The organism is Bradyrhizobium sp. WSM1253 (assembly GCF_000244935.1).
Taxonomy (GTDB): Bacteria; Pseudomonadota; Alphaproteobacteria; order Rhizobiales; family Xanthobacteraceae; genus Bradyrhizobium; species Bradyrhizobium canariense.
Genome location: NZ_JH600072.1, coordinates 355,595 through 379,925, shown reverse-complemented (window position 1 = coordinate 379,925; position 24,331 = coordinate 355,595). Strand labels below are relative to the sequence as shown.

Below are 24,331 nucleotides of genomic sequence, written 5' to 3'. Positions count from 1 at the left end.
AACGAAACGTAGTTCACCTTAAGCAGGCCACCTAAGCGCCGCGTCATCACCCGCAATAGAAACCGTCGCTGTCAGCAACGTCGGCGCACCCGTCGAACTCGCGATCGCAAGATCGATAACGAGGCTGGCTACGTACTCGCCATGTGGATGCACCCCCGCCCTCCGCATCCATGCGACCGACCGCCCTGCGAGGCGTGAAACAGATGCTAGCCTCGCTGGACATGCCAGTCTCCGAGTCCGGGACGATTCCGCCGGCACGCGATGGAACGAAGCTGGGCGTCCGGGTTGCAACTCCACAGCGTTGGAGAGGGTTATGAGCACAATCGGCCTCTGCAGCAATCCGGCTGCCGGGCTCGATTTCAAATCGAACGTCATTTGGCCGGCGGTCGCAGCGGGCTTTCCGCCCACTTCCGGGCGGCGGGATCGCGCAGCGGATAGTCCTCGCAGACCGGGCAGACGTAGCGCGGCCGGCCGGGCGCGACGTCGTCTGGCACGACCGTCATCGGCTTACCGCACTTCGGACACAGCTTCCGGCTGAGGTAGAGCGGAGTCATGGTTTTTGCCTGCCGGGACCAGCTTAGTTCCGCGTGCGGCGCGAGCACAAGTCAATCGACGACGCACCAGACCGCTTGACGTGGAGCGCGTCTCACACTGAAATCCGATTTTCAGTAGTTCCGGGGTGGCGTCATGGAAGAATTTTACAGGGGCTTCGCGCAGCGGGCGCGCGATCTGGCGGAGAACGCGGATCCGTTCACCAAGCGTCGGCTACTCGACCTAGCCCAGCGATACGAGCTCAAGAGCAGACCGGGAGCCCCGGGCGGTCGGACTCTACCGCCGCCGCGCGCGACGCCACCGACGGCGCTGTTTTCCGGGTCCGGCGAAGCTTAAGAGTAGTCGGAGCGCGGCCCGGTCGTCGGTTTTCTGTGTTTTCATCGACCGGTCGGAGTATCGGCAGCGCGCGGTCGCGGTGCTCGCGTTAATACAAGCTGGCCCTACAGCACTGAACCGCGCTGACTGCGGCGCGAGGAGCATCGTCCGCGCCGCGTGATCTCGTCAGCGACCATGCCCTCCGCCCGCACCAGCCGCTCATGCAGGGTCTCGAACATATCGAGGATCTCTTCATTGGGTTCATTCTTGCCCTGCTCGATGGCTTCGGCGACGAGTTCATCAAGGGGCGTCTCGTTCAACTGGCCTTTCTCCAGAAGCTCCTCAAACAGACTATCGCTACGCGGTTGCGGTTGGATGCGACCGTCGGAGTTGCACCAAGCGGTGAATGTCTGTTGTCCCAGAACGGCGCGCTCGACCATCTCCGAATCCAACGGAATCAGCGTTCCCCAGGCCTCCGCCCGCCTCGTCCGCGAACCCCGCCACGTACATCCGTTGCTCCGCCGCGCCTTCATCACGAGGCTGGGGGAACGGCGTGAGGATGATTGGAGGGTGTTTTGTCATGACGGTCTCTCCGAACGGCTTTGCGTCGACCCAGCACAGCAGCTGGGTCAGTGCGGGTAACTTCGACCACACGAAAACGGCAAGGTCTGAGAACGGCGCCTCGTCGCCTCACGCCCGCTGTTTGTCTCGTCGGCGAGAATTGATCTGCGCCATCAGGATCGGACCAAGCGAAAATTCGCCGACCTCGGCTTTTCGCGTCAGGCCGCGCAGATAACCGCCGGCGGAGTTGATCGCCGTCCCGCGCTGCAGGATACACGCGACCACGATGGCTGCGGGCACCTCGCCCATAACTTTTTGCGCCTCCTCCCAAGCGCTCGGGCTGATGCCCAGCATCGATCGCACAACAGCCGCGGTCGCGAGGAAATCGCGCCAGTTCGAAACTCCGCCCTTCGCATAATCGACGATGTCCGGGCAGGCACTCAGGACCATTCCTAACGGATACGCCCCCTCCCCGACTCGCGAGGGTTGAGGTTTGGGCTCAGCTCCCGCCGCCCTGCCTTCTCGGAAGACAGGTTCAAGATCAACGAGGGCATCTGTATTTGAATTCTGTATGTGGCGCTCAGAATGGGACTCATTGGCGCCCGGATTCCTGGATTTAATATGTGTTTCCAGAAGATCGAGTACGTCGTCGGCGAGCTGAGACAATTCGTCGGCGATCGGCTCGAGCTGCTGGCGCGTCGCCGTGCGCGGAATCTGATCGACGATCGCGCGGAAGGCAGCGTGCACGACCTGCCAATCGGCAGGCCCCTGCCCTCCCCTTCGCGTCGGGATGGCTTCCTCGATGCCAGTTGCAATCATCTTCGCGATGTCGCGCCTGCACAGTGTAATCCGCTCACGCACGAGCTTGAGTGCGCGGGCCTCGGCTTCAATGTCGGCCGCCAGGCTCTCGAACTCTTCCGATCGCACAACGAGCGGTGACAGATCGAAGCCGAACGCGAGCTCGATTTCGCCAGCATCGTCCTTCCGCGCATATCGCTTGCCATTTGGACTGTCGCGCCGAACGATTAGCCCCGCGTCGACCAGCACAGCGAGGTGACGGCGCAGCGTCGATGCCGGCATGCCGTGCGCTCGCCGCGCGAGCTGATGGTTCGAGGGGAAGACGATCAGGTCATCCTCTCCTGTCAGCGCGGTCTCGGGATGGAAGGTTAGGAGCGCGTTTAGCACCGAGAGCGCGCGCTCCGACACCCCAAGGCGCGGCCGTGCCGTGCAGATGGCGTGGAAGATCTTCCATTTGTGCACGATCTTTTCGGGAGGACGTTCCGTTGCGACCATTTGGCTTGCTACATGGGCAAGCGTCAGCGATCGCCGCCCAAAGGGCGTCGTTGGAGAGTGTGACTGCATGTCTTTGCCTCAGTTGGGCAAAGAAAATCCGCTCGCCGAAACGACGATAAAATCGCGTAGAAACTCTTGACTGCGATTCGCGAAAGTGATTCTCTGTCAGTCGCCAAACTTGAAGAGAAGGGCTTCCGGAACTCCGTTTCGGGGGCCTTTTTCTTTTGCCTTGTCTGCTCCTGGTTCGTGTTTACGGGACGAGACCGTCAGGTCTCGGTACTTTCCTGACCACTGCTCGTCTTGGAAAAGGCGTCGAACAGGGCCGGGAGTTGGTCCACAAGAAATGCCGCGAATGTCGTCGAGACATTCTTGTCGATGGTAAGCTTCAATTCGCGCTCGGCCTGACGCACGTGCGCAATCTTATCCCCGGACACGGAAAAGACCGGCTTCTCGTCCGGCTCTTTCCGGGGCTCCCCGCGAGATGGTTGGGTTGCTGCGGAGAACGCTGCGAGAAATCGTGCGTCGGTTTCGCGCTCTGCAAATTTAGGTTCGGCGATCGCCGCTCTGACACGTTTGAGCGCCGCGGAATCCTTGATCAATTCAGCGAATGACTGCCAGCGGCCGCGGCCAACTTTCGGAGCCTTCCCGATTGCTTGAATGATCTCGGCAGGAACCGATCGAGCCACGGCAAGAAGTTTCGAGGCCTCCGCCCGATCAACCGACAACGCATCTTGCACGATTGAGCGACTATGCCCGGCATCCTCGATATGCATCGCGAAGCTGGCGCGCTCGATGAAACTCAAATCTTCGCGCGGTGCGTTCTCGAGTCCTTGCGCCACGACAAGCGCTTCATCTGTCAACGGTCGCAGAATCGCTTTGACGGAAATACCTAGTTCGCGCGTGGCGCGGACGCGGCGATGACCATAGGCGCTTTGATAGCGCCCTTTCGCTTCAGGATGCTCCCGAACGAGAATGGGCACCTCTTGGCCACGCTGTGCGATCGACTGTTTGAGCGCTTCGAACGAGCTATCATCCTGATCGCGAAAACGGTCGGCCAGCGGCGACGGATCGACGAGTGAGGGGTCGATTTCAAGTATCACAGCCCCGGATGCAATTCTTTCGCGAAGCTCCTCGTTCTCTTTCTCGACCTCAGAGAAAGAGTCTTTCAACGAGCGAACCGAGCCCGACGAGACCCGCGGCAAGGCAGCGGGCATGTTGTCAGCTGACAACGCACTTGATTGCGGGGCCGTGAAAAGGCTCTTGATAGTGTCAGTACGTTTGCTCATCGACCCCACACCTTCTTAAGAAGTTGCGCGATTTCGGCATTGACCGCGTCGACCGATTCTAATGCCCGGTCGTAGGCGCCCCGCCCTACGGCGCCGCGCTCCAGCTCATAAAGTGATTGCTTGGTGAGACCAGCATTGGCGATGGCGGTCGATTTCCACACAGTGGCCTGGAGCACATCCGAACCAAAGAGGGTACGGAGGAGAGCCACGATTTGAGCTTCGGGCACGTCATTGGGATCGTGACGCGTGATGACGTACCGGATGAAATCGTGATCGAGTCGCCCGCCAGCTTCTTCGATGACGGACATGAGGTCCGACGTCATGAGAAGAAATTGGCTCATGGATGCGACATCGACCATCTGCGGATGGATGGTCACGAGCATAGCGGTCGCCGCGTTTAGCGCGCCCATGGTCAGGTAACCAAGTTGGGGTGGGCAGTCGATAACAACGACGTCGTATTCGTCTGCAACCTGGTCGATGGCACTGGCGACGCGGCGAAAGAACAGGTCGTGTCCGCGTTCTCGCCGCTCGACCATTGCTCGAGGCGTAGTGTGCTCAAACTCCATAAGCTCGAGATTGCCTGGAACGAGCCCTATCCCGTCAAAATAGGTCGGCCGGACAATCTCGCGCAGTGGCCGGCGATGTTCGTCATATCGGATGGCCCCGTACAGGGTTTCGTTCGCCCCAATGTCAAACTCGGGTTGGTACCCGAACATTGCTGAAAGCGAAGCTTGCGGATCGAGGTCAATCGCGAGGACCCGAAAGCCGGCAAGGGCGAGGTATTGCGACAGATACAATGCCGTCGTCGTCTTGGCGGAGCCGCCTTTGAAGTTTGCGACGGTGATGATTTGGAGCTTGTCGCCTGGGCGCCGGCGCGGAAGGAATTCCATTGCTTCGCGCGGCCGCGCAGTGGCTAGATACTCGCGCAACTCATGAATCTGACCCAGAGTGTAAGACCGTCGCCCCCCGGTTCCTGTCGCTGGGGTCGGTCCAAGTCCGTCAAGAGAGAGCTGCCGAAGGTACCCATCGGACACGCCCGCAATTCGCGCAACCTCTCCAGAGGTGAACGACCGGAGCGACTTGCTCGCCGAAGGCGGGAAAAGAGTTGTCGCGAGCGAGCGAAGCTGGCCGGAAAGAATGCCCGCGTGCCGAGTGATCCGCGCAGACGCAGTCTCGCTCATGGTAGCCGAATCTTCCGCTAAGATCGCCATTTGCCTTCTCAAGACGGTTTCTGCTCGTCAGACGCCTAGTCTCCGTCTGGAGAGATGGCCACGATTCTGTGATTTGAGCAAGAATTAAAGAGTTAACGAGTTATTAACGCTCGATGGACGTGCCAAACGGCGCGCGGGCCCTTTTTTTGGTGCATCCTGTTGTTGTCAGCTGACAACAACGGCTCAGCGCGAATGGGATGAGCCTCCACTATGGCGTGAGACGGCTCGCCTTCACGAGTCCCAGAGCGTCATTTTGTAGCTCGCCAACCGCTGCGCTGAACGGTGCTGCCACTGCTGGAGTCCGGGCGACGGGACACGCCCCGGCTTGCAGCCTCCGTTCAGTGGTCTGATCTCAGGTCATGTAGGGCAAATTCTAGAGAATCGCGCCGCCATGTAGCGTCGGCTCCTGCCCGCCATTGCCCAACGTCTGGCGCCGCGGTCCCGCGAGAAGCACCCTCCCCGCCTCGTTCACGACAACTGCCTCAGACGCCCGCGCTGAATGGCAAGACACCGTAAAGCGACGATGTCGTCTCGCTTGGATCGGCGGCGCGCCGGACCTTCCCGGTTGTTGATCGGGGGGCTGGCGCGTCACTTCGCTGCGCCGCCGCTCGCCCCAAAAAGGGCAAGCAGAAGAACCGCACTGTCGCAGGGGGTCCACCGGGGCCGGACGAACAGGTAGCAAGCAACCGAGCAGACACATCCCCGGTCATCCGCGCTGGCCCTTCTCTTGCACTTCCGTGTGGCCACACCGACGGATCGCCAGGCGCGACATCGACCTCAGGGCTCGGCGCTGCAACGGAGACCCTCCTGCCCTTTTCAACGATGCAGGAGTGCCGCAGCGTCGATCATCCCTTCATCCCGGGCGCGTGCGATCCGACGAAAGGAACGGCAACGGGCCGCCACCTCGTCCGGGATGCCGTGGTGCGGATCCAATCTTGAGCGGGGAGCTCGACGCCGGGCCTTCAGATCCATTCGCGGGAACGCTCGCCGAGATCGCCCGGGTTCCACATAGGGACGGTTTTCCTCGAAAGTCCGCATCGCATCGCCACGCAGGAACCTCCTGTTGACTCGTTTCGGCCGGCGCAACAATGGACCGGCGTGAGGGGCTAAGCAGGCGAACGCATTCAGGACCTTTGGGCGAGGTCCCGGCCGAGCTCGCGGTTGAAGGCCCCGTTTAACGGGAGGTTGACCGAAGGCGTCCGGCGTGGGGGTGCTCCTTTGGCGAGGCGGCAAGGCCGCCGAATGAATACGATCTCCCGATGGTGGTGCCGGCGCGGATATCGAGCTGCGTGGCTCTCGAACGAAGCCGATCTGCCCCATGGACGCCGTTGGATCATGGCAGACAGCAGCGACCCGCCTGGGCGATTGTTGTCAGCTGACAACAGGGCCCTACCAAGGATGGATGTTGTCAGCTGACAACAATTTGGGACCTGCGGTCGTCAGTCGCCTCAATTCGCCAAGGCGCGTCGCACCAGTCCGGTCAACGATCGGTATCGCATCAGTAGTCGACGTCGATCCGCGCCGCGCAGAATTTAAAGAGGAAGGAGCGGGCGAGGGTGGGATGGTCGTTATTGTCCCGACGGCCTGCGAGGACAGCCCTAAGGGAAGCAGCATCCGGAGAGGGAGAGGGCAGGTGTTCATAGACAACTAACCATAAAAGTTGCCCTCACACGTCAAGAAGGCCGCACGTCTTCGGGGCGCAAACGACGAGGCCGGCCCTTCCCATTGGTGTATCCGTGATGATATACAGGTATACACGATGCGGTCTAGAGGAGCGCGCCATGGCCTTCCACATCAAGAACCCTGAGACCGACGCGCTCGCTCGCAAGGTGGCCTCGCTAAAAAAACTCGGCCTCACCGAAGCAGTGCACGTGGCGCTCGCCCATGAGCTCGAGCGCGAGCAGGGCAAGCCGTCTTTGGTCGACCTTGGCGTCCAGTTCTGCCGGGATCTACGCGCGAGGGGCGACGCCGCCAAGGGACTGCCCGCCGATAAGGCGTTCCGCGACAGTTTGTATGAGGACACCTAATGTTCATCGACGCTTCGGCTTTGACCGCGCTCCTGACCGACGAGGAGGAGGCACGAGAGCTTTTGGCTCGCCTGCAGCAGACCGGAACGCGTCTGACGTCACCGTTGGCGGTATGGGAGGCGGCGGTCGCGGTCGCGCGCGTGCTGGATCTTTCGGTCAGCGCCGCCGCCGAAGCGATCGAAGAGTATTTGGCGCTGATGGAGATCGCCGTTGTCGCGGTGCCGGCTGAAACGGCAAGGCTCGCTCTCGACGCCTTCGACCGATTCGGCAAGGGCCGGCATCCGGCGAGCCTCAATTTCGGGGACTGTTTTGCCTACGCTTGCGCCCGGCATCTGGGGCAGCCCTTGATGTTCAAGGGCGGTGACTTTCCGCAAACCGATATCGAAGCCGCCTAAGCGACCCGGCTGGGGCGGCCGCGGCGCGCGGAAAGAAGGGGGCTTGTCCGGACCAGGGCAGGGAGTTTACCGGGGAGCGGCCCTCGGATCGCTGATGCGCATTAACGGCCTGCTCAATCGATAAGCAGTGGTTATTGACAGCGAGCGCCACGGGGAACCAGCCTGTCGCTATGACCGAAGTTATTCCCGTGATAGCTTCCGTTTGAACGATTCTTGTTAAGGTTATCAAGGCCTTGCAAAACTGTTACTCAATTCCCGATCCACTGCCTTGGGCTCAGCTAGCCGGCCCACTCGCCATCGCCGAGGACGCGCTTGCCCGGCTCGACGAACGCCTGGCCAAGAGCCCGATCCGCGACGGCTGGATTGCGCGCACACATTATACTGACGCCTGCGCCAGTCTGTGGCTGGAAGGCGAATTGGTCCACCTCGAAGATCTGGTTCTCCACGACGCCGGCATGGACATCCGCGCCCCGACCCACGAACTCACCCGCGCCCACGCCGTGCTACGGACCCGGCGCCGCATCGCCGACGCGAAGCCGGATTGGGCGCCATCGCCGGCGGGGCTCGACAGCCTGCGCGGCCGCACCGGGCAGGGCGAGTGGGAGGAGGGCAGGGGCATCCGAAAGGAAGGGGAGCGAAGCTTCGTCGGCGGCTACGATAGCGGAGACGCTGATCTCGACACGCCGCTTGGCGGCATCGAGTCCGACCCGCACCTAGCCGCCGCCTTCGCCGCGGTCGACGCCGCGAATGCCAAGGCGGAGCGGACACTCGCCGGCGGGAGTCGCACCCAGTCCGAGCGGGACCCGCTGGTCTACGACCCCGACTGGGACGAGGACGCGCGTCTCGACGACTGGCGCGCCGTGGTCGAGCGGACCCGCATATTGCCGCCGACGCTCGCGGCCGCGCTTGCGACTGAGGCTTGGGACGCCATCGCCCCGCTGCAGCATACGCCCTGGCTCGGCCGGCTGCTGGCAGCCAGCGTGTTGCGCGCGCGGGCCAAGACCCGCTGGCATCTGCCCTGCCTGCATGACGGGTTGAAGGCCATCCCCCGCGAACGCCGGCGGCCGCGCGACGCGGCGGCGCGACTCGCCGTGCAACTCGAGGCCATCACCGCTGCCGCGGCGGCCGGTCTCAAGGACCACGACCGCTGGCTTAACCAGCGAACCCTGCTCACCCGAAAACTCGCCGGCCGTCGCGCCACGTCAAAACTGCCGGCGCTGCTCGACTATATGCTGACCCGGCCGATCGCCTCGGCCGGTATGATCGCGAAGGAGCTTAAGATCACGCCGCGCGCCGCTCAGGACCTGGTCGGCGAGCTTGACCTGCGGGAGGTGACCGGCAGGGGACGATATCGGGCCTGGGGGATTCTGTAGGCGCCCTCAGTGCGGTGCCCCGCCCCGCAGCAGGTCCCGGTAGCCATGCTCGGTGATCCAGCGGGCACGAGCGAGATGGGTTTCCCACGCCCGGCGCGCCCGATCCGGCTCGCGCGCGACGTCAATATGCAGCACGGTCCGCGCGACCTCTTTCCAGTCGGCGCCATCGGCTGCGGCATCGAGCAGACGGAGATAGGTGACTAGGTGCTGCTCGTCATAGCCGGTCAGAATCGGCGCGGTCGGCGCGGCATCGGCGACATTAAGATCCAGCACTGACTTCTGCATGGGGTGTATTCGCCGGCCGGTTTCTTGTCAGCGGAGAGTAGGCGCGTTCGTGCACCGGTGCGTAGACCCGAATTGCGCACCACATGGTGCCTGGCGGGTATCGCGGAGCGCAGCGCAACCGCAGCTGACCAGTTCCTGGCCGTGGTTCTCTTAGCTTAATCCAGGTTATCGTAGCCTGACTACGACTTCGACCTCCAATTCAAGCTTGCAGAAGTTTTATATTATTCCTATTATCGTAGCATGGCTACGACCCACAGAAACAAGCTAAACAGGCTCTATACCCGCTTGGCGCCGGGAACGCCGCTGACCTCCGATGACCTCGCCGCCCTCGGGATATCGGCCGACCTTGCCGTCCACTATGTCCGTGCCGGCTGGTTGCAACGGTTGGCACGCGGCGTCTATTGCCGGCCAAACGATCCGCCCACTTTGCACCCGAGCCTCGTCCTGCTGCAGCGGAGCTTCGAAGGATTGCATGTCGGCGGCAAGTCGGCCTTCGACTGGCACGGCATCCGCCAGTACGTCCCCCAGCGGCCCGTCCTCCATCTATACGGCTGGAAAGCCGGACGCCTTCCGGAATGGTTCACCCAGCGCTTCCCGGCCGAGTACCACCGCAAGCGACTCTTCAAGGAAGAACCCGGCGCGCTGCTTCATGTCCGGCCCTTCGAGAGCCGCAAGGACGACCCGCTCGTCTCGGCGCCGGAACGCGCATTGCTGGAGGTGCTGAGCGAAGTCGGCGTCCGGCAGCCGCTGCAAGAAGCGCGCGAGCTGGTCGAAAGCACTTACAGCCTGCGTGCCGATCTGCTGCGAGACCTGCTCAAGCGCTGCACCAGCGTCAAGACCGTGCGTCTGTGCCTGCAGCTTGGCCGCGAACTCTCTCAGCCCTGGGCCAGCAAGCTCGATCCGTCTCAACTGCCCAAGGGCAGCGACAGGGCCTGGGTGTCCCGCTCCAGTGACGGGCTCCTGGTGCTGAAGCCATGAACCAGGTCTACCTCGACAGCGCGCGGTTGCTGACGCGCGTGGCGCCGCTGGTGCTCGTCGACGATACGTTCGCACTCAAGGGCGGCACGGCGATCAACCTGTTCGTACGCGACATGCCGCGGCTCTCGGTCGATCTCGATCTGGTGTTTCCCGACCACACATTGCCGCGCGAGCAGGCTCTGCGGCGCATCAACGAGGCCATCCGTCAGTCGGCAGCGCGCCTGCAGAAGCAGGGCTTTCTGACCCATGCGCCGGCCGCGACGGAATCCGGCGAGACCAAGCTGATGGTGCGGCGAGGGGGCATTGAGGTCAAGATCGAGGTCAACTTCGTCATGCGCGGCACCGTCCATCCGGTGCACATGGCGTCGCTGACAGAGGCCGCGCGCGACACGATGCAGGCGGATCTCGAAATCCCGGTGGTGTCGTTCGAAGACGTATATGGCGGCAAACTGGTTGCGGCGATGGACCGGCAGCATCCCCGCGATCTGTTCGATGTCACGCAGCTTTTTGTGCACGAGGGAATCACGGCGGGCATTCGCCGCGCTTTCGTCGTCTATCTTGCGAGCCATAACCGGCCGGTGCACGAGGTCCTGTTTCCATCGCTGCGGGATCTCCGCCAGGAGTTCGAACACAATTTCGCGGGCATGACCACCGAGCCCGTTGAACTTGACGCGCTCTTGGCAGCGCGCGAGCGAATGATGCGCGAACTGCAGCAAGGTCTGAGCGCCGATGAGCGCCGCTTCCTGCTGTCGCTGGTCGCCGCAGAGCCTGAATGGGTGCTACTGGGCGTGCCGCACTTGGAGCAGCTTCCCGGCGTGCGATGGAAGCTGCAAAACCTGGAAAGGCTTCGGAACACCAACGCCCGAAAATTCGCCGAGCAATCGAATGCGCTGGCTCGGCTATTTGGATGAGCGTAGGTGGGCCGTCGCCACGGCCCGCAGGTGATGCGGTGTGACTGCCGACGAGGCCCTGCCGGTCTCCCCATCAGCTGTCCGTGAAGGGATAAGCTGCACGATGAGGCAGCGCATGCCGACCTTACGCCTACGGGGTGAAGGCCCCGCCTCGCGGCGGGGCCACCTGCGCGGCGTCTCAGTCGCGACTCGGGCGAGACCAGATGAGCGAGTGGCCTTCCTCGCCTTCGACCTCGACCAGCGTCGCGTAGATCGGAGCCGGGAAGCTCGGGTCGTCCAGCTTGACCGAGTGGTACTCGCGGCCAGTGTCCTGGGACTTCTTCTTCCACATGGCGCCGAACTCGATGTTCGCGCCCGCGAAGATGCGGTAGTCCGGGGCCTTGTCTGAGGTGCGTTCGGCCGGAACGATCTTGGTCTTGACGGTGCCTAGAGCGAGGGTCTTGACGGTGCCGACGAAGCCGTTGCCGTTGACGGTGAAGTTGCCGATTGTAGCCATGTTCGTGTCCTCTTTCGTTCTCGGGCCGCGACCATCGCGACCTCGATGGCTGTCGTTGATCGGAGGCGATCGGGCTGCACCCGAAGGGCCGCCACGCAGTAGAGGACGGCCAGGGTGAGGCTTTCTTGTCTCGCGAGGAATGGGCGCGCAGCGGCCAGGGGAAGAAAGCCGAGAACGGCCGTTGCGGTCTTTTGATCGAGGCGGAGCGCAGCGACGACGGCCTTCGGTTAGACATGCCAAATCGAGGACGCATTGGGCGCGACAGGCCGAACGGTGAGGATACGGCTGAGCCACAGGCAAGCCACACCGCACGACGACGGGCGCGTTGGTGAAAGGCACTCGCGCGCGCCGCGTAAGCTTTCCGCCAGTCCAGCGGACGCAATAACAACCCCGGACTGTCGTATCGTGATCACACCAGCCTTCTGCGGCTTCGGAAAGACGCTCGCCCAGAAACAGACGGGCATCTCGGAAACCAGAAGAACCGGCCCGGCGCATCTCGCCTACGCCGTCGGGATGGGAAGCACCGCCTCTCCAGCCGCCGGCACAGGCATGACGACGCACAAAGGAAAGGCCTCCCGCCGTGAGATGAGGCCTTCGTCATTATCTAGAAAGGTGAACGATGAGCGCAAGCGGCCGAGACACGGATCGTTGCGCCTCATGCCGCTTGGTCGATCTCGGCCGGCTTGGGTTGAAGATCGTGCAGATAGGTGACTGCCCGCTGAGCGTGGGCGGTCGCGGAAAAGATGAAGCGCTTCTCGTTGGACAGCACCTCCAACCACGACGCAACATAACTTGCGTGATCGGCGCGCGGCTCGAGTTCGGGTACGATACCAAGATCCGCACTGAGGAAACACGCTCCGAGCTCCGCGACCAACTCTTCGCGCGCCCGCTCATTGCGATCCTTCGCGTAGCGGCTGAGATCGCGATTGACGCGATGCGCCGGCGCAGTCCAATGCACGCATTCATGCGCGAGCGTGGCGGCATAGCTCTCGGCGTCACGGAAACTTTCGAATGGCGGCATCTGGATGATGTCGAGCGATGGTGCGAAGAACGCCTTGTCACCGCCATGCCGGATGGTCGCGCCGGTGTTGGCGAAGAAGGCGTCCACATGCGCGATGCGCTGCGCCGGCGTGATGGTCGGCGCCGGGCGACCCGTAATAGTGATCCGGCAGGTCGTCGATCTGGTCGACGCAAAACACGGTATAGGCGCGCAGGAACGGAACGGTCCGTTCGATGTCGTCGCCATGGTCATCGGTCTCGGTCTTGGTGATCTTGTTGGCGTAGACCACCATCGTTCCGGTCTCGCCCTTGCGGACGTGGCCGCCGAGCTCGAGTGATTGCTTGAACGTCATCCAGATCGGTGACGTGAAGCCGCGCGCGACGGCTTCCGACCACAGCAGCACCACGTTAATGCCCTGGTAGGGCATGCCGTTGTGACGCAGCGGGCGCGTGATGCGCTCAGCCGCGTTGGCCGCATTCCATGGCTTGACCCACGGACGCACACCGCGCTCAAGGTCTGCGACGATGCGATCGGTGATCCGCGCATAGATGTCGGCGCGGGGTTTGGTTTCCTTACCAGTCATGATCCTAACCTCCGTTGGAGGCCGCGCCCGTCGCGGCCCGTCACGGCGGTCCGCTGCGAAGGCCTGCGGGGCCGCGCATCCGGTGACGCTGGTGGTCGGGGTGAGGGGAGAGACGCCGGACCGGAACGCAGTGGAGGACGGCAAAGCCGTTGCGCTGCCGCGCCGGCCGGAGCATCGACCGAAAGCCGGTACGGGCCGCGACGTGCGCTCCATCCCGATTCATTTCTCTTTGCTCGTTTGCGCCGCCGCGCCGTGCGACATGAAAACGGCCGGCCCGCAGGGACCGGCCGATATCCGATCGTGAAAGAGAATGGCGGGGCCGAAGCCCCGCCGGCGGCGTCACCCGAACGCCGCCATCTGAACCTCGGCCGCCTTGCGGCTGACGGTTTCGCCCGGCTGGTCGGGCTGGCGCTCGAACGGCTTCCAGCTCTCGCCGACAACGTGCTCGTAGGCGGCGATGGCGCCTTCGGCCGCCATGCGCAGTGCGTGTGCCTGAACGGCGACCTCGGCGGCGAATTCGCGCTTGCGCTGGGCCGCGGATTCGAACCCGACAGGTCCGTCGAGGTCCTCGTCGCGCGTGTCGTTGGCGAGCTTTGCCGTCGCCTCGCGCGCTTCGGTGACGGCGCGGCTGTAGAACTGCCCGGCGCCGTGGGCCGAGCCGACATAGGAGCCGACGATTCGCTGCAGGTGGATCTGCATGGCGCGTTCGTTGACGCCTTCGCCGAGCGCGTCGGCGGTCTCGCTGATGAGCCGCTGATGCAGGTCGCGGATGCCGTCGCTGTCGAGGACGGGGAGGCCGAAGCTCTCGGCGATGCGGGTGGCCTGGGCTGCGTCCGGGCAAACGAGCCGGACCATTTCGATGGTGGTGCCGCGGCGAAGCGGGACGACGCGGACGTTGGTGCGGGGTGCGCGAGCGGTCTTGGTCATGGTGAAGTCCTTTTCTGGTTTCGCCGTCGGGTTTGGTCTGGCCCCTGCCGGCTCTCCCCTCGGGTGCGGTCGCCCAGCGCCGCCGGGATGAGGGCCGCTTCAAGGTCCGGGGACCGCCAGGCGAGCGAGGTTCGGTTGCGGACAAGCGGGGCCACGCTACTGGGCCCTGCGCCGGACGCGGCCGGGCCTTGCCGAGATCGGCGGTCTCCGGTCGCTTGCGACTTGGCCTTGAAGCGGACCGCCGGGGGCGCAGACCGCAGCAAACCCGAGGGAGGCGACAGGGTTGGGGCCGGGTTGACGATGCCGGAAAGATCCTCCAGCCAGACCGCCGTCGTGGCGCCATGCTCGCGACGTTCGCTCAAGCGCGCCGGGAATTCAGGCGGGGTCCCGCCATGCCGCCGCGCCATGCCGCTTCCCCGGACGACCGATCGGGCGGAGTGGGACATTCGTCCGTGCGATGCGCGCGCTCCTGGTCGTCAGGAGCGGGTCTTGGGCGCGCGCTCAATAAGCGCCGCTTCTCGGGGTAAAGCAGACCAAGGTAGGCGAGATCAGCATTTCGCCTTCTGACCCACAGCGGACCTCGCTGTTCATGGAAAATTGAGTAATTGCCCGGTTCTTGGTTGACGGACTAACCAACTGCAACCAAGAAGGTGTGCCTCAGTGGAGGCGAGCCGAGCAGGGAACATGCCTGAATTTGGACGTAGGCAATACCGCGAGACTCACGCCGAAACATCCGACGTGATGAAGTGGGTCATTTCCTCCGCGGTCGCGGTGCTGATAGCGGGCCTATTCCTCAGTTACCGATTGTTTATTCATCCCGGCAATCCAGATCCACTTTTGAATAAGCGGGGGTCATTTGCAGAGATGGTACAACGGAATGCGTTTAGCGCAGATCAACTGCTTGAGCATCCGTCCAGTAGCACCACGGTGGTTTTGATCCCTTTTGGCAAAAAAGTATACAAGGTGCCGCGCAATTACCTCGTGGATCTAGATCGGTCAGCTGTCGCCCCCAATCCTCTAACGACGACGTTCGAAATTCACGTCCTGCTCCCCGGCTTGACGCCTAGGAACGCGAACAATGCTGATGGATTTATTGAGCATCCATATCGCGACGGCTTCCATGATCAGCTGAGCGCAACGATCCGAGGAGGACAGGAAGAGTTGGATTTTTCCGAGCGAAAGCGACAGTGGGAGAGTCGGTGTGAACAGAAAGGCCAAGGTCAGTTTCGAGAGGTCGAATCCGATTACAAGCTATGCCAGGCGGATTCCGATTTATTTATGAGAGGTACGACCGAGGGACCTCTGATTTTTGCCTGCAACAAGATCTCCGACAAGAATCCTTACTGCACTCTCGCCGAGCACACCGGCGCAGAATACGGCGTTCTGAATTTAGAATTTAGTCGCAAATACGTTTCCCAAGCGGACGAGATTAGGAAGCGGTTTCGTGCGCTCCTCGATTCTTTCGCCGAGAACTAAGGCTGTTTTCGATAACGCCTCACAGGCGCGATGGGTGCCCGGCATGGATGTACACACAGCAAGGCCTCTCTTCAAGACGGTCGGCTTAGTATTCGGGTTGTTCTGTCTTCTTATGACCTATGCTTCGGGCGTTCGTCTTTACGAACTCATGCTCGGCGGCCGATCCATCCCACAGCACGGGGTAGGTCTTGTGTTGGACATCGGCGGGAATGTCCTCCTTTTAGGCATGAGTTGCTTCGGAGTGATTGCGCTACTGCTTATTGGCCGAAGGGGGTTGGACGGAGTTGTCGGAAACTGGCCATATGTCCTTCCCATCGTGTTGGTCGCGGTATTTTGCGCTGCGATGGCCGCTGCGTTCGGCGCCAGAAGGATGACCTGGGTTCTTCCTGCGGCCAGTTTGTTCGGCCTCGTCGGGTTATGGGTCGGATGGAGTGGTCTTAGACAGCATGGATTGCCCATCGCTACCCGCGTCTCGGACATGTCTCTGATCCGAAGACAGAACGAGACCAATCACTGACAGGACATCCCGCAGCTATGCCCGCTTGTGGCCCGTAGCCGTCTGTGAGGGCAGCGCAGAGTACGTCTGCTCCGCCCCCGAAGTTCAGACGTCAACTTGTTCCGCTATCGCGAGGGCGTCGTCGACCTCGATGCCTAGATATCGGACGGTGCTCTCGATCTTGGTATGCCCCAGTAGGGCTGTACGGCTCGCAGGTTGCCGGTTCGGCGATAGATCAAGGTCGCCTTGGTCCGGCGAAGGGAATGCGTCCCGAACAAGTGCGGGTCCAGTCCGATATCAGCGATCCAGTGAGACAGGAGCCTGGCGTACTGGCGGGTCGTCATATGTCCACTCCGCCGCCGGCCAGTGAACAAGTATTCTCCTGACTTCTTGCCAGTAAGCCGCAGGTAGTCCGTCGATTGCCTGCCGGGTCGATTCCGTGAGTTCGAATTTGACCGGCCGGCCGGTCTTCTTTTGTCGGACGGTCGCGCGGTCGGCGGCATATCCGCCGGGCGCAAGGTCATCGACCTTCAAGGCTACGACGTCGCAGCCGCGCAGCTTGCTATCAATGGCGACGTTGAACAGCGCCAGATCGCGCATTCGGCCTTCGACCTGGAGCTTGGTTCGGATTGACCAGACGTGCTTCGGACGGAGCGGCGGCTTTGCGCCGACGACCTTGCCCTTGTTCCAAGGAACGTGTTTCGAGACAGCAGGGATGGTGCTTGGGATATCGGTCATGTTGACCTCCTCAGCTAGTGAGGCTGGTCATTTTCGATTCGGAGACCTTCCAATCCGACGTCCGCTTCTAGACGATTGAAGACGTACTTGCATTCAATTCAAACGATGGCAGGACCGATTTTGACCCGAAGCAGACGAACTTGGGAAGGTGCACGACCCCCGAACTGCCGAGCCGAGCCGAATACTGAGCGCAGCGCAACGGCGCTCGCGGTGACCTCTTAGCCGGTATTTTTGACCGCTTCAGCCAGTATCTCGTAAAGCTGCTGCTTGCTGAATTGCTTAGGCTGCTGCCTCTCCGCTGCGTTCCGCGACACCTTCTTTGCGACTGGAAGGGCGCAAGCTGCCGACGACGTCGCCCTCAGCTTCGGTGTCTGCCTTATCTTGGGCCTTGCCGTGAGCGACTTGTGACCGCGCTTCAGGCCCTGACGGGTCAGCATGCCGCAGACCGCGTTACGACTGCACCCGAGCCGCCGCGCTATCTGCGCCGCGCTATGTCCTGCGGACCAGAGCCTGGTGAGGAGCTCTATGTCTTTCGCATCCCAGCCCATGGGGGATATTATAGCACCGACGGCCGAACACGCGTCAATCTAGTCTTCGTCCGGCTCGCGCACGACCGCCGGTTCGTCATCGCCGCCTTCGTCATCTTCATCCTCCTCATCCTCTTCATCTTCATCGGGATCTCTTGGGGGCGTCGCGCTGCCCATAAGCACGAGCGGTGTCCAGCAGATCGCCGTGATGGAAGCTTCGAAGGTGTGTTGCTTCATGTGTTGCTGCTCCTCGAAAAGCATCCTCCGTGAAATCCTGACCGGCGGCACGCGCAGATCCAGGGCGCGCGACTGTCGCAAACGCGAGGGTGACATCAGGTCGACGACATGAGCAGGGGCAGCACCGCCACGCAACTGGCGAGGCTACTTGATCGAAAACCCATCAGACTCTATGTCAACCAAAAGCTCGCCGCTGGTGATTTCGGGAACCCCAAGATCGAGGTCATGTAGACTTGCCTGAACAAACGCCAGTATCTTGGCGTTTGCTACGTTGGCGCTTTCGCGGTCATCGAATATCATCATGGCGATGCCGACACCGTCGCCCGCATCCAGCACATGGTAAGATCTAAATCCCTGCGATTGCCTCAGGATCTCACCGACGCCGCTCTTGGCGCGACGAGCGGCGTCCGCCACCGAACGAACCTTCGTGTATTTGCGAATGACCATGTACATGGGTCCACCACGCGCCATACGCTCCCCGCATCAGAGCATATCGGTCCCAGTCGGACCAGTGCCAACTTCCGCGATAGACCACAGCGCCCGGTTGGGCGGACCGCGCAACGCGCCTTTTCCCATGAGGCATCCTCGCCCGCAAGGGCGAGGTGCTTGAGGCTCAGGTGCCTTCGAACTTGAACGAGACGTTGAGCTTGGTGCGATAGGCCTCGACTTTTCCCTTGTCGTCCAGTTGCATATCGAGCTTGACCACCTCTGCAATGCGAAGATCCCGGAGGGATTTAGCGGCTTGCTCGACCGCATTGGCAGCCGCCTTCTCCCACGAGTCGGTGCTGGTGCCGACCAGCTCAATGACCTTGTAGACGCTATCGGGCATGTCGTCCTCCTATACGGGGTAGGGTCGGAAATCTAGCATCTGGATCGCGACGCTGAAACGTGTCGGCGATGTCGCGGAAAAAGGGTCCGATTGGCTGTCGCTTTTCCTGAAGACTTGGTCGGCCCCGTCGAGATGCGGTCGCATTTTCAGCCCGAACGGACGCGCACATGAAATTTCTTCCTGCCGATAGGCTACTGAATATCATTTTGCCGGCCGATGTCGTCGTTGCCGCCAAAGGTTTTGACCGATGAAGCGATGGCACCGCGTCAGCATCAGCAGCATGGTTCTCGCCGTGGGTCTGGTGTGGGCCGGGGCCCTGGTGGTCAGCCGATCGCACGTTCCATCAGAAGCCATAGCTTCATCGGTAACACGTACGCCTGAACTCATAGAGCGTGCGTGGCACCTGCCCGTGGCAGCCACATTCCAAAGACATGTTGATTGGCAATCAAATGGCTCTCGCTGCGGACCTGCCGCTGTTGCGAATACGTACCGGTCTCTTGGCGAGGCGGCGAGGACGGAGGGCAAGGTGTTGGCCCGCACGTGGAGCTGCTGGACAGGCGTATGCATCATGGGTCTCACGCTCGACGAGCTGGCCAAAGTCGCCCAGTCCCACACCAGCCGGAAAGTTACAGTCTTGCGTGAACTCAGCGAGACCCTGTTTCTGGAGCATCTCCGTCGCTCCAACGATCCGGGGCGACGCTACATCGTGAATTTCGATCGCGCTCAAATTTTCGGTGCTGGGAGTGGCCACCATTCGCCAATCGGGGGCTATTTGGAAGCCGAAGACCTCGTTTTCGTGCTCGATGTCAATCTCGATTTCCAGCCCTGGCTCGTCGAGCGGAAGCGGCTGTTCGACGCTGTTAATACCTTCGACGGCGACGAGAAGCGGGGGCTGCTCTTGATAGAGTAATATCCCGCATGATCGCCTTTTGGCCCTCAGCCGACCCGCCGTGTGCATGCGGCTGAGGACCGCTTGTGACTCACTGCAGACGTTCGCGCTGCGCTGGGATGGGCGGCCGCGTAGCGTTACCAAGGATTAATTTCTTCGACAGGAGACGGAAAGAATCGATCTTCTAAGATGGGCTTAGCCGAGGAGATCGAGTCATCACGATGCGCCACAGCTCAATCCTGCACGCTGTTACCACAGCCGGTCTGCTTCTGGGAACCAGCCTCATCGCAGATGCATCCGCCGAGACCGCCAGCCACGCTTTGGCTGTCTCCGTCGACGATTTCAAGTATAGAGACACGTCGAACGAGCCCACCGATCAGACGGCCGTACATGAAAAGCGATTGCGGGCATTCATGACCGCGCTGCGGGACGATGTCACGGCGGACCACCGTTTTAAACTTGTGCCGTCCTCCTGCGCTTCAAATTGCCCGACCGATGGACCAATGTTGCGCGATCGGCTGCGCGCTGCGTCACTGGCCGGCGCGCAGATCCTGATCATCGGCGGCTTCCATAAGATGAGCACGCTGGTGCAGTTTGCGCAGACTGTTGCTATCGATGCAAAATCTCAGCGCATCGTGTTTAGGAAATACTTCCAGTTCCGCGGCGACAACGACGAGGCATGGCAGCGGGCGGAGCGTTTTGTATCGGAGGACGTCCGCGACCGGCTGCTTGAAAGCAGATCGCAGCAATAGACTACGCGCGACACATGTGTATGACACCGTGAGTCCGGTTTTGGCCCGCAGCTGACCTGGTGCGCGCAGCCGTTAAAGGACCGCTTGTGACCCGGAGCAGACCCTGTTGCAATCGTAGAACAAGACCGCATTTGATCGATCTCGACCACCCTCACACGAATGTCGCCGGGTAACGAGCTCCCTAAATTGCCGGCATAGACTGCTGCAACGTGCTAACCTTGCCCCGCAACGGCGTGGCCCGTACGAGGGGGGACACATGCGACGGCGAGAATTTATTGGAAATCTCGGCGTTCTTGGCGCTGCAGCAGGATCGACATTGTTTAGTCGGGGCTCGAGCGCTCAGCCTGCGCGAAAACGGCCGGTCATTGCGTGGGCGGGAGCTCCGCCCGCAGGTGCGCCTGCAGGCGTAAACGTGCCGCAATTCATTTTAGACCTGGTGTACGGCAATTTTGTTAAGGGTCTTGCGGAGTTCGGATACGAGCATGGTCGGAATGTGGAGGTCATAAAGCGCTTTGACATGTTTTCTGATCGAGTAGCAACCATGGAAGAGATGGTGGCCCTAGCCAAACCCGATGTCATCGTCGCGCCCGCGACATTGCAAGCCGTCGAGGCCCGAAAGGCGACATCGACGATACCGATTGTTTGCGGCGCACTCGCAGACGCGGTTCATCTCGGATTGATTGCCAGCGAAGCTCGCCCGGGGGGAAATGTAACGGGCATCGAACCCTACATCTCGGGATTGCCGACCAAGCAAATCGAACTTGCGCGGGAAATTGCGCCGAGGGCAAGATACGTGGGACTGCTCACCAACATGAGCGATCCCAAGGGCCCGCCTCAGGTCGAGGACTTGAAGGCAGCTTGCCAAACTATAGGCCTTAGCGTGGTTGAAGCCGACGCCAATACGCCGAACGATATTCCGGGTGCGCTCGCTGCGCTCGCAAACAAAAAGGTCGATGTTGTCGTAGTCCTTCAGACCAATCTGCTCCTTGTCCGATGCGAGCAGATCGGTGCCATTGCCCTTGAAAGGCGGCTGCCGACCGTGTTCGGATACCGCGAGCATGTTATTCACGGGGGCCTTGTGAGCTATGGCGTTGACTTGCGCTGGTGTTATCGCCGCACAGGCTATTTTGTGGATAAGATACTCAGGGGGGTACACCCAGGCGACCTCCCCATCGAATTTCCAAGCAAGCTGTGGCTGGCAGTCAACCTCAAGACGGCAAAGGCGCTCGACGTCGCGATACCAGCAGCACTCCTCGCCCGCGGCGACGAGGTGATTGAATAGTTCCGCACATGGCCCATCGCTTCCGTTGACGCGGTGCCGCTACATGTCGGCTCACGGAGGCAGACCGGAAGTTTGCAGCCGAGCGCTAGACCGACGCTTTTGACCCGGAGCGGACATCGGGGTGGCAGCATCTGGGTCGAATTGACTGTTTCGTTTCCACCCGTCGTCGCAAGGTACTAGGGTTGAGGCGACGATGAAGTTTTCCCTCAGGGGGATGTATGCGACGGCGCGATTTCATCACGCTTTTCAGCTGCACGGCCGCGACGTGGCCGCTTGCGGCCCGCGCGCAGCAATCGGCGAAGATTAAGCGGATGGCCTTCGTTCAGTCGGCGAGCAAGGTCAGCAGAATGACCGTGAGCGGTCCACCGTGGTACGGCGCGTTTTTCGACGAGCTAGGTCGTCTTGGCTACGTCGAGGGCAAAAACCTCGGAGTGGAGAGGTACTCTGGAGAAGGGCGAACCGATCGCTATCCCGCACTTGCGCGCGATGTCGTCAGCACAAATCCCGACTTGATCTTAGCGGTGGGCGGTCGTCTATCGTTGGACTTTAAAATGGCGACGACGACAATCCCGATTGTGACGATAGTCATCGATCCGGTTGCTTTGGGACTCGTAGCAAACATCGGGCGGCCGGGCGGCAACATCACAGGCGTTACTATCGCCGGAGGGTTAGACATTATTGGGAAACGTATGGGGCTGCTGGTCGAGGCGATGCAGAAGCTGTCCACCGTCGGTTACCTTGCATCACGACCATTCTGGGAGGATGCGAGAGGTGCGGCGGCGCGAGAGGCGGCTAAACGAGCGGGCATTGCGTTGTCACCGGCTATATTGGGCAACGCCTTTAACGAGGCAGAGTATGAGCGCGTCTTCAGGTCGCTGGAACAAGATCGAACGGATGCGCTAATGATATCTGAAGAACCTGAGCACGCTGCCTATATAGCGATGATTGTTGAACTGGCGGCGAAGAGCCGGATCCCAACAATCTATCCGCTCCGCGAATTTGCCGACGCTGGTGGACTGATAGCTTACTCGATCAATCAGGTGGACGTCTATCGCCGCCTCGCCAGCCTTGTCGCTATGATTCTAAAAGGCGCCAATCCCGGAGACATCCCTTTTTACCAGCCTACCAAATTCGAGTTGGTCATAAATCTCAAAGCCGCGAAAGCGCTCGGCCTCCAAATGCCGGCGATGCTGCTCGGCCGTGCCGATGAGGTAATCGAGTGATGTCGCCTCTTGGCCCATCGCTTCCGTTGGGCGGTGTCGCTGCATGTCGGCTCATAAGGTTAGACCGGAAGTTTGCAGCCGGTTGCCAGTTCGGCGGCTTGTGACCCAAAGCGGTCATGGAGCGTGGTCATCCCGGGCGGCGATTGTGCTACGCAAGGAGCCTGAAGGCGGGTTGCTTGACGGATAAGACTGAGACGGCTTACGAGGCTATCCGGGGCGCCTTCGTCTCCAGCCTTGGTGGTCGAGATTGGCCGATACGCGCTATACGACGGTCCGCTGATGCCGCGCGAACGGTCTCCGCCATGGGACTCCAGGTGAACCAGCTTGGGAACGCGCGGATATCAGCCGGCGCACCGTCAAGATGGACGAGGTTCTTGCGTACGGCGTCCGACAAGGACAAGCGGCCGAGCCAGATCTGGTAAAAGGTCATAATGTTGGCGGTTACGACCACATCCACGTCGAACCTGGGATGCTTCAGACAGACTGAGATATCGCTGGGATCGATGACTAGCCAGTAGGCGCGCTGCGGTGCGCCGCGAAATTCAAACTGGATGACGCGACGGCGTGAAAAACGATCCGCAGCGACCCGCCGGCGCATCCACCACAGGAGAATGATCGGATCAAGCTCGCTCGGTCGTGGAGGACCGAAGGCCCAGCGCGCTCCCCACTCGCCGAATAGATCAATGATCTGCTGGAGCTCGCGTCCAGCCGGTGTCAGACGATATTCGGTCGGCTTACCGCGCGATGCGCCCCGCCGTTCCAGTACGCCCGTTTGCTCCAGCCGCCGCAGCCGCTCGGTAAGTAGCGTGCGCGACATGTGAGGGAGACCGCGCTCGAGTTCGTTGAAGTGCTTTACGTCCGCGAGAAGCTCACGGATGATGAGCACGGTCCAGCGATCCGTAAGAATCTCGGCTGCACGTGCTACCGGGCAATATTGGCCATACAGGTGCATGTCGCAAAGTAGCACAGAAGGTGCGCGCGCAGTAGTGCAGTTTTTGGACTAGCCGCCTGGAGCTGCGTGCGAGATTATTCAGTCCCCACTGTCGAGCCGAACAGGAGGTCTTTATGTCCAGCAACGAACACAGTAAGCGCGAAGCCGATACCCTTGCTTCAGAATTCGAATGAACGTGCGAAAGAAGCCTCCGGCTTGGACGGAGGTTTGGGATGGGATTGGACAGCAAAAAGGACGTCCATTTGGACGGCTCAACGAGGGGGTCGGTGAGCCGGCTGGAGGTTCTTGAAGGACCATCGGGGCGCCGCGTACGTTCGGAAGCCGAGAGAGCTCGGATCGTCGCCGAGAGTCTGTTACCCGGTGCCCAGGTGTCCGAGGTGGCGCGCAAGCACGGAGCGACGCGCTGGCAGATCTACGATTGGCGGCGGCGGTTTCGACAGCGAGGCATGTTGCCGCCGCGCGATGCATCGCAGCCGACATTCGCGCCGCTGGTCGTGGAAGGTGCGTTGGAGGAGCGTCAGGTTCCGGCGATCAAGCTCGAGATCTCGATCGGCGATGTCGTGCTGCGGACGGACACAGCCATAGATGGCGAGCAGCTGTCCCGTGTGATCCGCGCGATGCGAGCGTCACGATGATCGCGGCCCGTGCCGATCTGAAAATTACATCGCGACGCGGCCGATCGACTTCCGCTGTGGCCACGATGGGCTTGCGGCGAAGGTGCAGGAGATGCTTCGTCT

Annotated in this window: 26 protein-coding genes and 2 pseudogenes; 13 read left to right on the top strand and 15 right to left on the bottom strand. The window is 61.4% G+C overall.

Features of this window, described 5'->3' with window-relative positions; all coding sequences use genetic code 11:
• Nucleotides 1-371: 371 nt before the first annotated feature.
• A complete protein-coding gene (locus BRA1253DRAFT_RS01715) occupies nucleotides 372-554 on the bottom strand; it encodes a zinc ribbon domain-containing protein (RefSeq protein ID WP_009859465.1) in 183 nt (60 codons plus the stop codon).
• Between the two features lie 133 nt (nucleotides 555-687).
• Here BRA1253DRAFT_RS01715 and BRA1253DRAFT_RS45005 point away from each other — a divergent pair, with 133 nt between their 5' ends.
• Nucleotides 688-888: a hypothetical protein gene (locus BRA1253DRAFT_RS45005; RefSeq protein ID WP_009859464.1), complete on the top strand. Its 201-nt coding sequence runs from the start codon at nucleotides 688-690 to the stop codon at nucleotides 886-888.
• A gap of 104 nt (nucleotides 889-992) precedes the next feature.
• On the opposite strand, the gene BRA1253DRAFT_RS01705 is transcribed toward BRA1253DRAFT_RS45005, so the two are convergent.
• The 4 genes from BRA1253DRAFT_RS01705 to repA form a co-directional block, all read right to left on the bottom strand.
• A complete protein-coding gene (locus tag BRA1253DRAFT_RS01705) occupies nucleotides 993-1,307 on the bottom strand; it encodes a hypothetical protein (RefSeq protein WP_009859463.1) in 315 nt (104 codons plus the stop codon).
• A 250-nt stretch (nucleotides 1,308-1,557) separates the two neighbouring features.
• Nucleotides 1,558-2,790 carry a plasmid replication protein RepC gene (gene repC / locus BRA1253DRAFT_RS01700; RefSeq protein WP_009859462.1) on the bottom strand — a complete coding sequence of 411 codons (1,233 nt, stop codon included), beginning with the start codon at nucleotides 2,788-2,790 and terminating at the stop codon, nucleotides 1,558-1,560.
• 197 nt (nucleotides 2,791-2,987) lie between these two features.
• Nucleotides 2,988-4,007, bottom strand: a complete 1,020-nt coding sequence (gene repB / locus BRA1253DRAFT_RS01695) for a plasmid partitioning protein RepB (RefSeq protein WP_009859461.1) — start codon at nucleotides 4,005-4,007, stop codon at nucleotides 2,988-2,990.
• The gene (gene repA, locus BRA1253DRAFT_RS01690; protein ID WP_009859460.1) at nucleotides 4,004-5,218 is read right to left on the bottom strand and encodes a plasmid partitioning protein RepA; all 1,215 of its coding nucleotides are present in this window, start codon (nucleotides 5,216-5,218) and stop codon (nucleotides 4,004-4,006) included. Before repA ends, repB begins: the two co-directional genes overlap by 4 nt.
• A gap of 1,781 nt (nucleotides 5,219-6,999) precedes the next feature.
• Between repA and BRA1253DRAFT_RS01685 the strand changes: the two genes are divergently transcribed.
• From BRA1253DRAFT_RS01685 to BRA1253DRAFT_RS01675, 3 genes are all read left to right on the top strand, one after another.
• A complete protein-coding gene (locus tag BRA1253DRAFT_RS01685; protein ID WP_009859459.1) occupies nucleotides 7,000-7,245 on the top strand; it encodes a type II toxin-antitoxin system VapB family antitoxin in 246 nt (81 codons plus the stop codon).
• Nucleotides 7,245-7,640, top strand: coding sequence for a type II toxin-antitoxin system VapC family toxin (locus BRA1253DRAFT_RS01680; protein WP_009859458.1), 396 nt, complete (start codon nucleotides 7,245-7,247; stop codon nucleotides 7,638-7,640). The genes BRA1253DRAFT_RS01685 and BRA1253DRAFT_RS01680 overlap by 1 nt, the downstream gene beginning before the upstream one ends.
• Before the next feature lie 224 nt (nucleotides 7,641-7,864).
• On the top strand, nucleotides 7,865-9,013 hold the full coding sequence (locus tag BRA1253DRAFT_RS01675) for an RHE_PE00001 family protein (protein ID WP_371261298.1): 1,149 nt from the start codon (nucleotides 7,865-7,867) through the stop codon (nucleotides 9,011-9,013).
• 6 nt (nucleotides 9,014-9,019) lie between these two features.
• Here BRA1253DRAFT_RS01675 and BRA1253DRAFT_RS01670 read toward each other — a convergent pair whose 3' ends face one another.
• Nucleotides 9,020-9,307: a DNA -binding domain-containing protein gene (locus BRA1253DRAFT_RS01670; RefSeq protein ID WP_305728423.1), complete on the bottom strand. Its 288-nt coding sequence runs from the start codon at nucleotides 9,305-9,307 to the stop codon at nucleotides 9,020-9,022.
• A gap of 231 nt (nucleotides 9,308-9,538) precedes the next feature.
• Between BRA1253DRAFT_RS01670 and BRA1253DRAFT_RS01665 the strand changes: the two genes are divergently transcribed.
• Both BRA1253DRAFT_RS01665 and BRA1253DRAFT_RS01660 read left to right on the top strand, forming a co-directional pair.
• Nucleotides 9,539-10,276 (top strand): type IV toxin-antitoxin system AbiEi family antitoxin domain-containing protein, encoded by a 738-nt coding sequence (locus BRA1253DRAFT_RS01665; RefSeq protein WP_009859455.1) that lies wholly within the window; start codon nucleotides 9,539-9,541, stop codon nucleotides 10,274-10,276.
• Nucleotides 10,273-11,187: a nucleotidyl transferase AbiEii/AbiGii toxin family protein gene (locus BRA1253DRAFT_RS01660; protein WP_009859454.1), complete on the top strand. Its 915-nt coding sequence runs from the start codon at nucleotides 10,273-10,275 to the stop codon at nucleotides 11,185-11,187. Before BRA1253DRAFT_RS01665 ends, BRA1253DRAFT_RS01660 begins: the two co-directional genes overlap by 4 nt.
• 178 nt (nucleotides 11,188-11,365) lie before the next feature.
• On the opposite strand, the gene BRA1253DRAFT_RS01655 is transcribed toward BRA1253DRAFT_RS01660, so the two are convergent.
• The gene (locus BRA1253DRAFT_RS01655) at nucleotides 11,366-11,683 is read right to left on the bottom strand and encodes a DUF736 domain-containing protein (RefSeq protein WP_009859453.1); all 318 of its coding nucleotides are present in this window, start codon (nucleotides 11,681-11,683) and stop codon (nucleotides 11,366-11,368) included.
• Between the two features lie 655 nt (nucleotides 11,684-12,338).
• Nucleotides 12,339-13,266, bottom strand: a pseudogene (locus BRA1253DRAFT_RS01650) (ArdC family protein).
• A gap of 82 nt (nucleotides 13,267-13,348) precedes the next feature.
• On the opposite strand from BRA1253DRAFT_RS01650, the gene BRA1253DRAFT_RS43285 reads away from it, so the two are divergent.
• The gene (locus tag BRA1253DRAFT_RS43285) at nucleotides 13,349-13,570 is read left to right on the top strand and encodes a hypothetical protein (RefSeq protein WP_157158513.1); all 222 of its coding nucleotides are present in this window, start codon (nucleotides 13,349-13,351) and stop codon (nucleotides 13,568-13,570) included.
• Between the two features lie 35 nt (nucleotides 13,571-13,605).
• Here BRA1253DRAFT_RS43285 and BRA1253DRAFT_RS01645 read toward each other — a convergent pair whose 3' ends face one another.
• Nucleotides 13,606-14,193: a hypothetical protein gene (locus BRA1253DRAFT_RS01645; protein ID WP_009859452.1), complete on the bottom strand. Its 588-nt coding sequence runs from the start codon at nucleotides 14,191-14,193 to the stop codon at nucleotides 13,606-13,608.
• Between the two features lie 684 nt (nucleotides 14,194-14,877).
• On the opposite strand from BRA1253DRAFT_RS01645, the gene BRA1253DRAFT_RS01640 reads away from it, so the two are divergent.
• Nucleotides 14,878-15,669 (top strand): hypothetical protein, encoded by a 792-nt coding sequence (locus BRA1253DRAFT_RS01640; protein WP_009859451.1) that lies wholly within the window; start codon nucleotides 14,878-14,880, stop codon nucleotides 15,667-15,669.
• Between the two features lie 601 nt (nucleotides 15,670-16,270).
• Here BRA1253DRAFT_RS01640 and BRA1253DRAFT_RS01630 read toward each other — a convergent pair.
• From BRA1253DRAFT_RS01630 to BRA1253DRAFT_RS01610, 5 genes and pseudogenes are all read right to left on the bottom strand, one after another.
• A pseudogene (locus BRA1253DRAFT_RS01630) lies at nucleotides 16,271-16,903 on the bottom strand (tyrosine-type recombinase/integrase).
• 218 nt (nucleotides 16,904-17,121) lie between these two features.
• Nucleotides 17,122-17,451: a GcrA family cell cycle regulator gene (locus BRA1253DRAFT_RS01625; protein ID WP_035992233.1), complete on the bottom strand. Its 330-nt coding sequence runs from the start codon at nucleotides 17,449-17,451 to the stop codon at nucleotides 17,122-17,124.
• 39 nt (nucleotides 17,452-17,490) lie between these two features.
• The gene (locus BRA1253DRAFT_RS44215) at nucleotides 17,491-17,667 is read right to left on the bottom strand and encodes a hypothetical protein (RefSeq protein ID WP_009859449.1); all 177 of its coding nucleotides are present in this window, start codon (nucleotides 17,665-17,667) and stop codon (nucleotides 17,491-17,493) included.
• Nucleotides 17,668-17,811: 144 nt separating this feature from the next.
• Complete coding sequence (locus BRA1253DRAFT_RS01615) at nucleotides 17,812-18,120, bottom strand: hypothetical protein (RefSeq protein WP_035992227.1); 309 nt, start codon at nucleotides 18,118-18,120, stop codon at nucleotides 17,812-17,814.
• Nucleotides 18,121-18,280: 160 nt separating this feature from the next.
• Nucleotides 18,281-18,496: a dodecin family protein gene (locus BRA1253DRAFT_RS01610; protein WP_009859447.1), complete on the bottom strand. Its 216-nt coding sequence runs from the start codon at nucleotides 18,494-18,496 to the stop codon at nucleotides 18,281-18,283.
• A gap of 247 nt (nucleotides 18,497-18,743) precedes the next feature.
• Between BRA1253DRAFT_RS01610 and BRA1253DRAFT_RS01605 the strand changes: the two genes are divergently transcribed.
• The 4 genes from BRA1253DRAFT_RS01605 to BRA1253DRAFT_RS01585 all read left to right on the top strand — a co-directional run bounded on the left by BRA1253DRAFT_RS01605 (nucleotide 18,744) and on the right by BRA1253DRAFT_RS01585 (nucleotide 22,642).
• Entirely contained in the window at nucleotides 18,744-19,406 is a 663-nt protein-coding gene (locus tag BRA1253DRAFT_RS01605; RefSeq protein ID WP_009859446.1) for a phytochelatin synthase family protein, read from the top strand.
• A gap of 200 nt (nucleotides 19,407-19,606) precedes the next feature.
• Nucleotides 19,607-20,137 carry a DUF2380 domain-containing protein gene (locus BRA1253DRAFT_RS01600; protein WP_009859445.1) on the top strand — a complete coding sequence of 177 codons (531 nt, stop codon included), beginning with the start codon at nucleotides 19,607-19,609 and terminating at the stop codon, nucleotides 20,135-20,137.
• Nucleotides 20,138-20,549: 412 nt separating this feature from the next.
• The gene (locus tag BRA1253DRAFT_RS01590; protein WP_035992221.1) at nucleotides 20,550-21,419 is read left to right on the top strand and encodes an ABC transporter substrate-binding protein; all 870 of its coding nucleotides are present in this window, start codon (nucleotides 20,550-20,552) and stop codon (nucleotides 21,417-21,419) included.
• Nucleotides 21,420-21,637: 218 nt separating this feature from the next.
• The gene (locus BRA1253DRAFT_RS01585; protein ID WP_009859443.1) at nucleotides 21,638-22,642 is read left to right on the top strand and encodes an ABC transporter substrate-binding protein; all 1,005 of its coding nucleotides are present in this window, start codon (nucleotides 21,638-21,640) and stop codon (nucleotides 22,640-22,642) included.
• 199 nt (nucleotides 22,643-22,841) lie between these two features.
• On the opposite strand, the gene BRA1253DRAFT_RS01580 is transcribed toward BRA1253DRAFT_RS01585, so the two are convergent.
• Nucleotides 22,842-23,594 carry a helix-turn-helix domain-containing protein gene (locus tag BRA1253DRAFT_RS01580; RefSeq protein WP_009859442.1) on the bottom strand — a complete coding sequence of 251 codons (753 nt, stop codon included), beginning with the start codon at nucleotides 23,592-23,594 and terminating at the stop codon, nucleotides 22,842-22,844.
• Between the two features lie 266 nt (nucleotides 23,595-23,860).
• Between BRA1253DRAFT_RS01580 and BRA1253DRAFT_RS01575 the strand changes: the two genes are divergently transcribed.
• A complete protein-coding gene (locus BRA1253DRAFT_RS01575; RefSeq protein WP_245285822.1) occupies nucleotides 23,861-24,229 on the top strand; it encodes a transposase in 369 nt (122 codons plus the stop codon).
• Nucleotides 24,230-24,331: the final 102 nt, after the last annotated feature.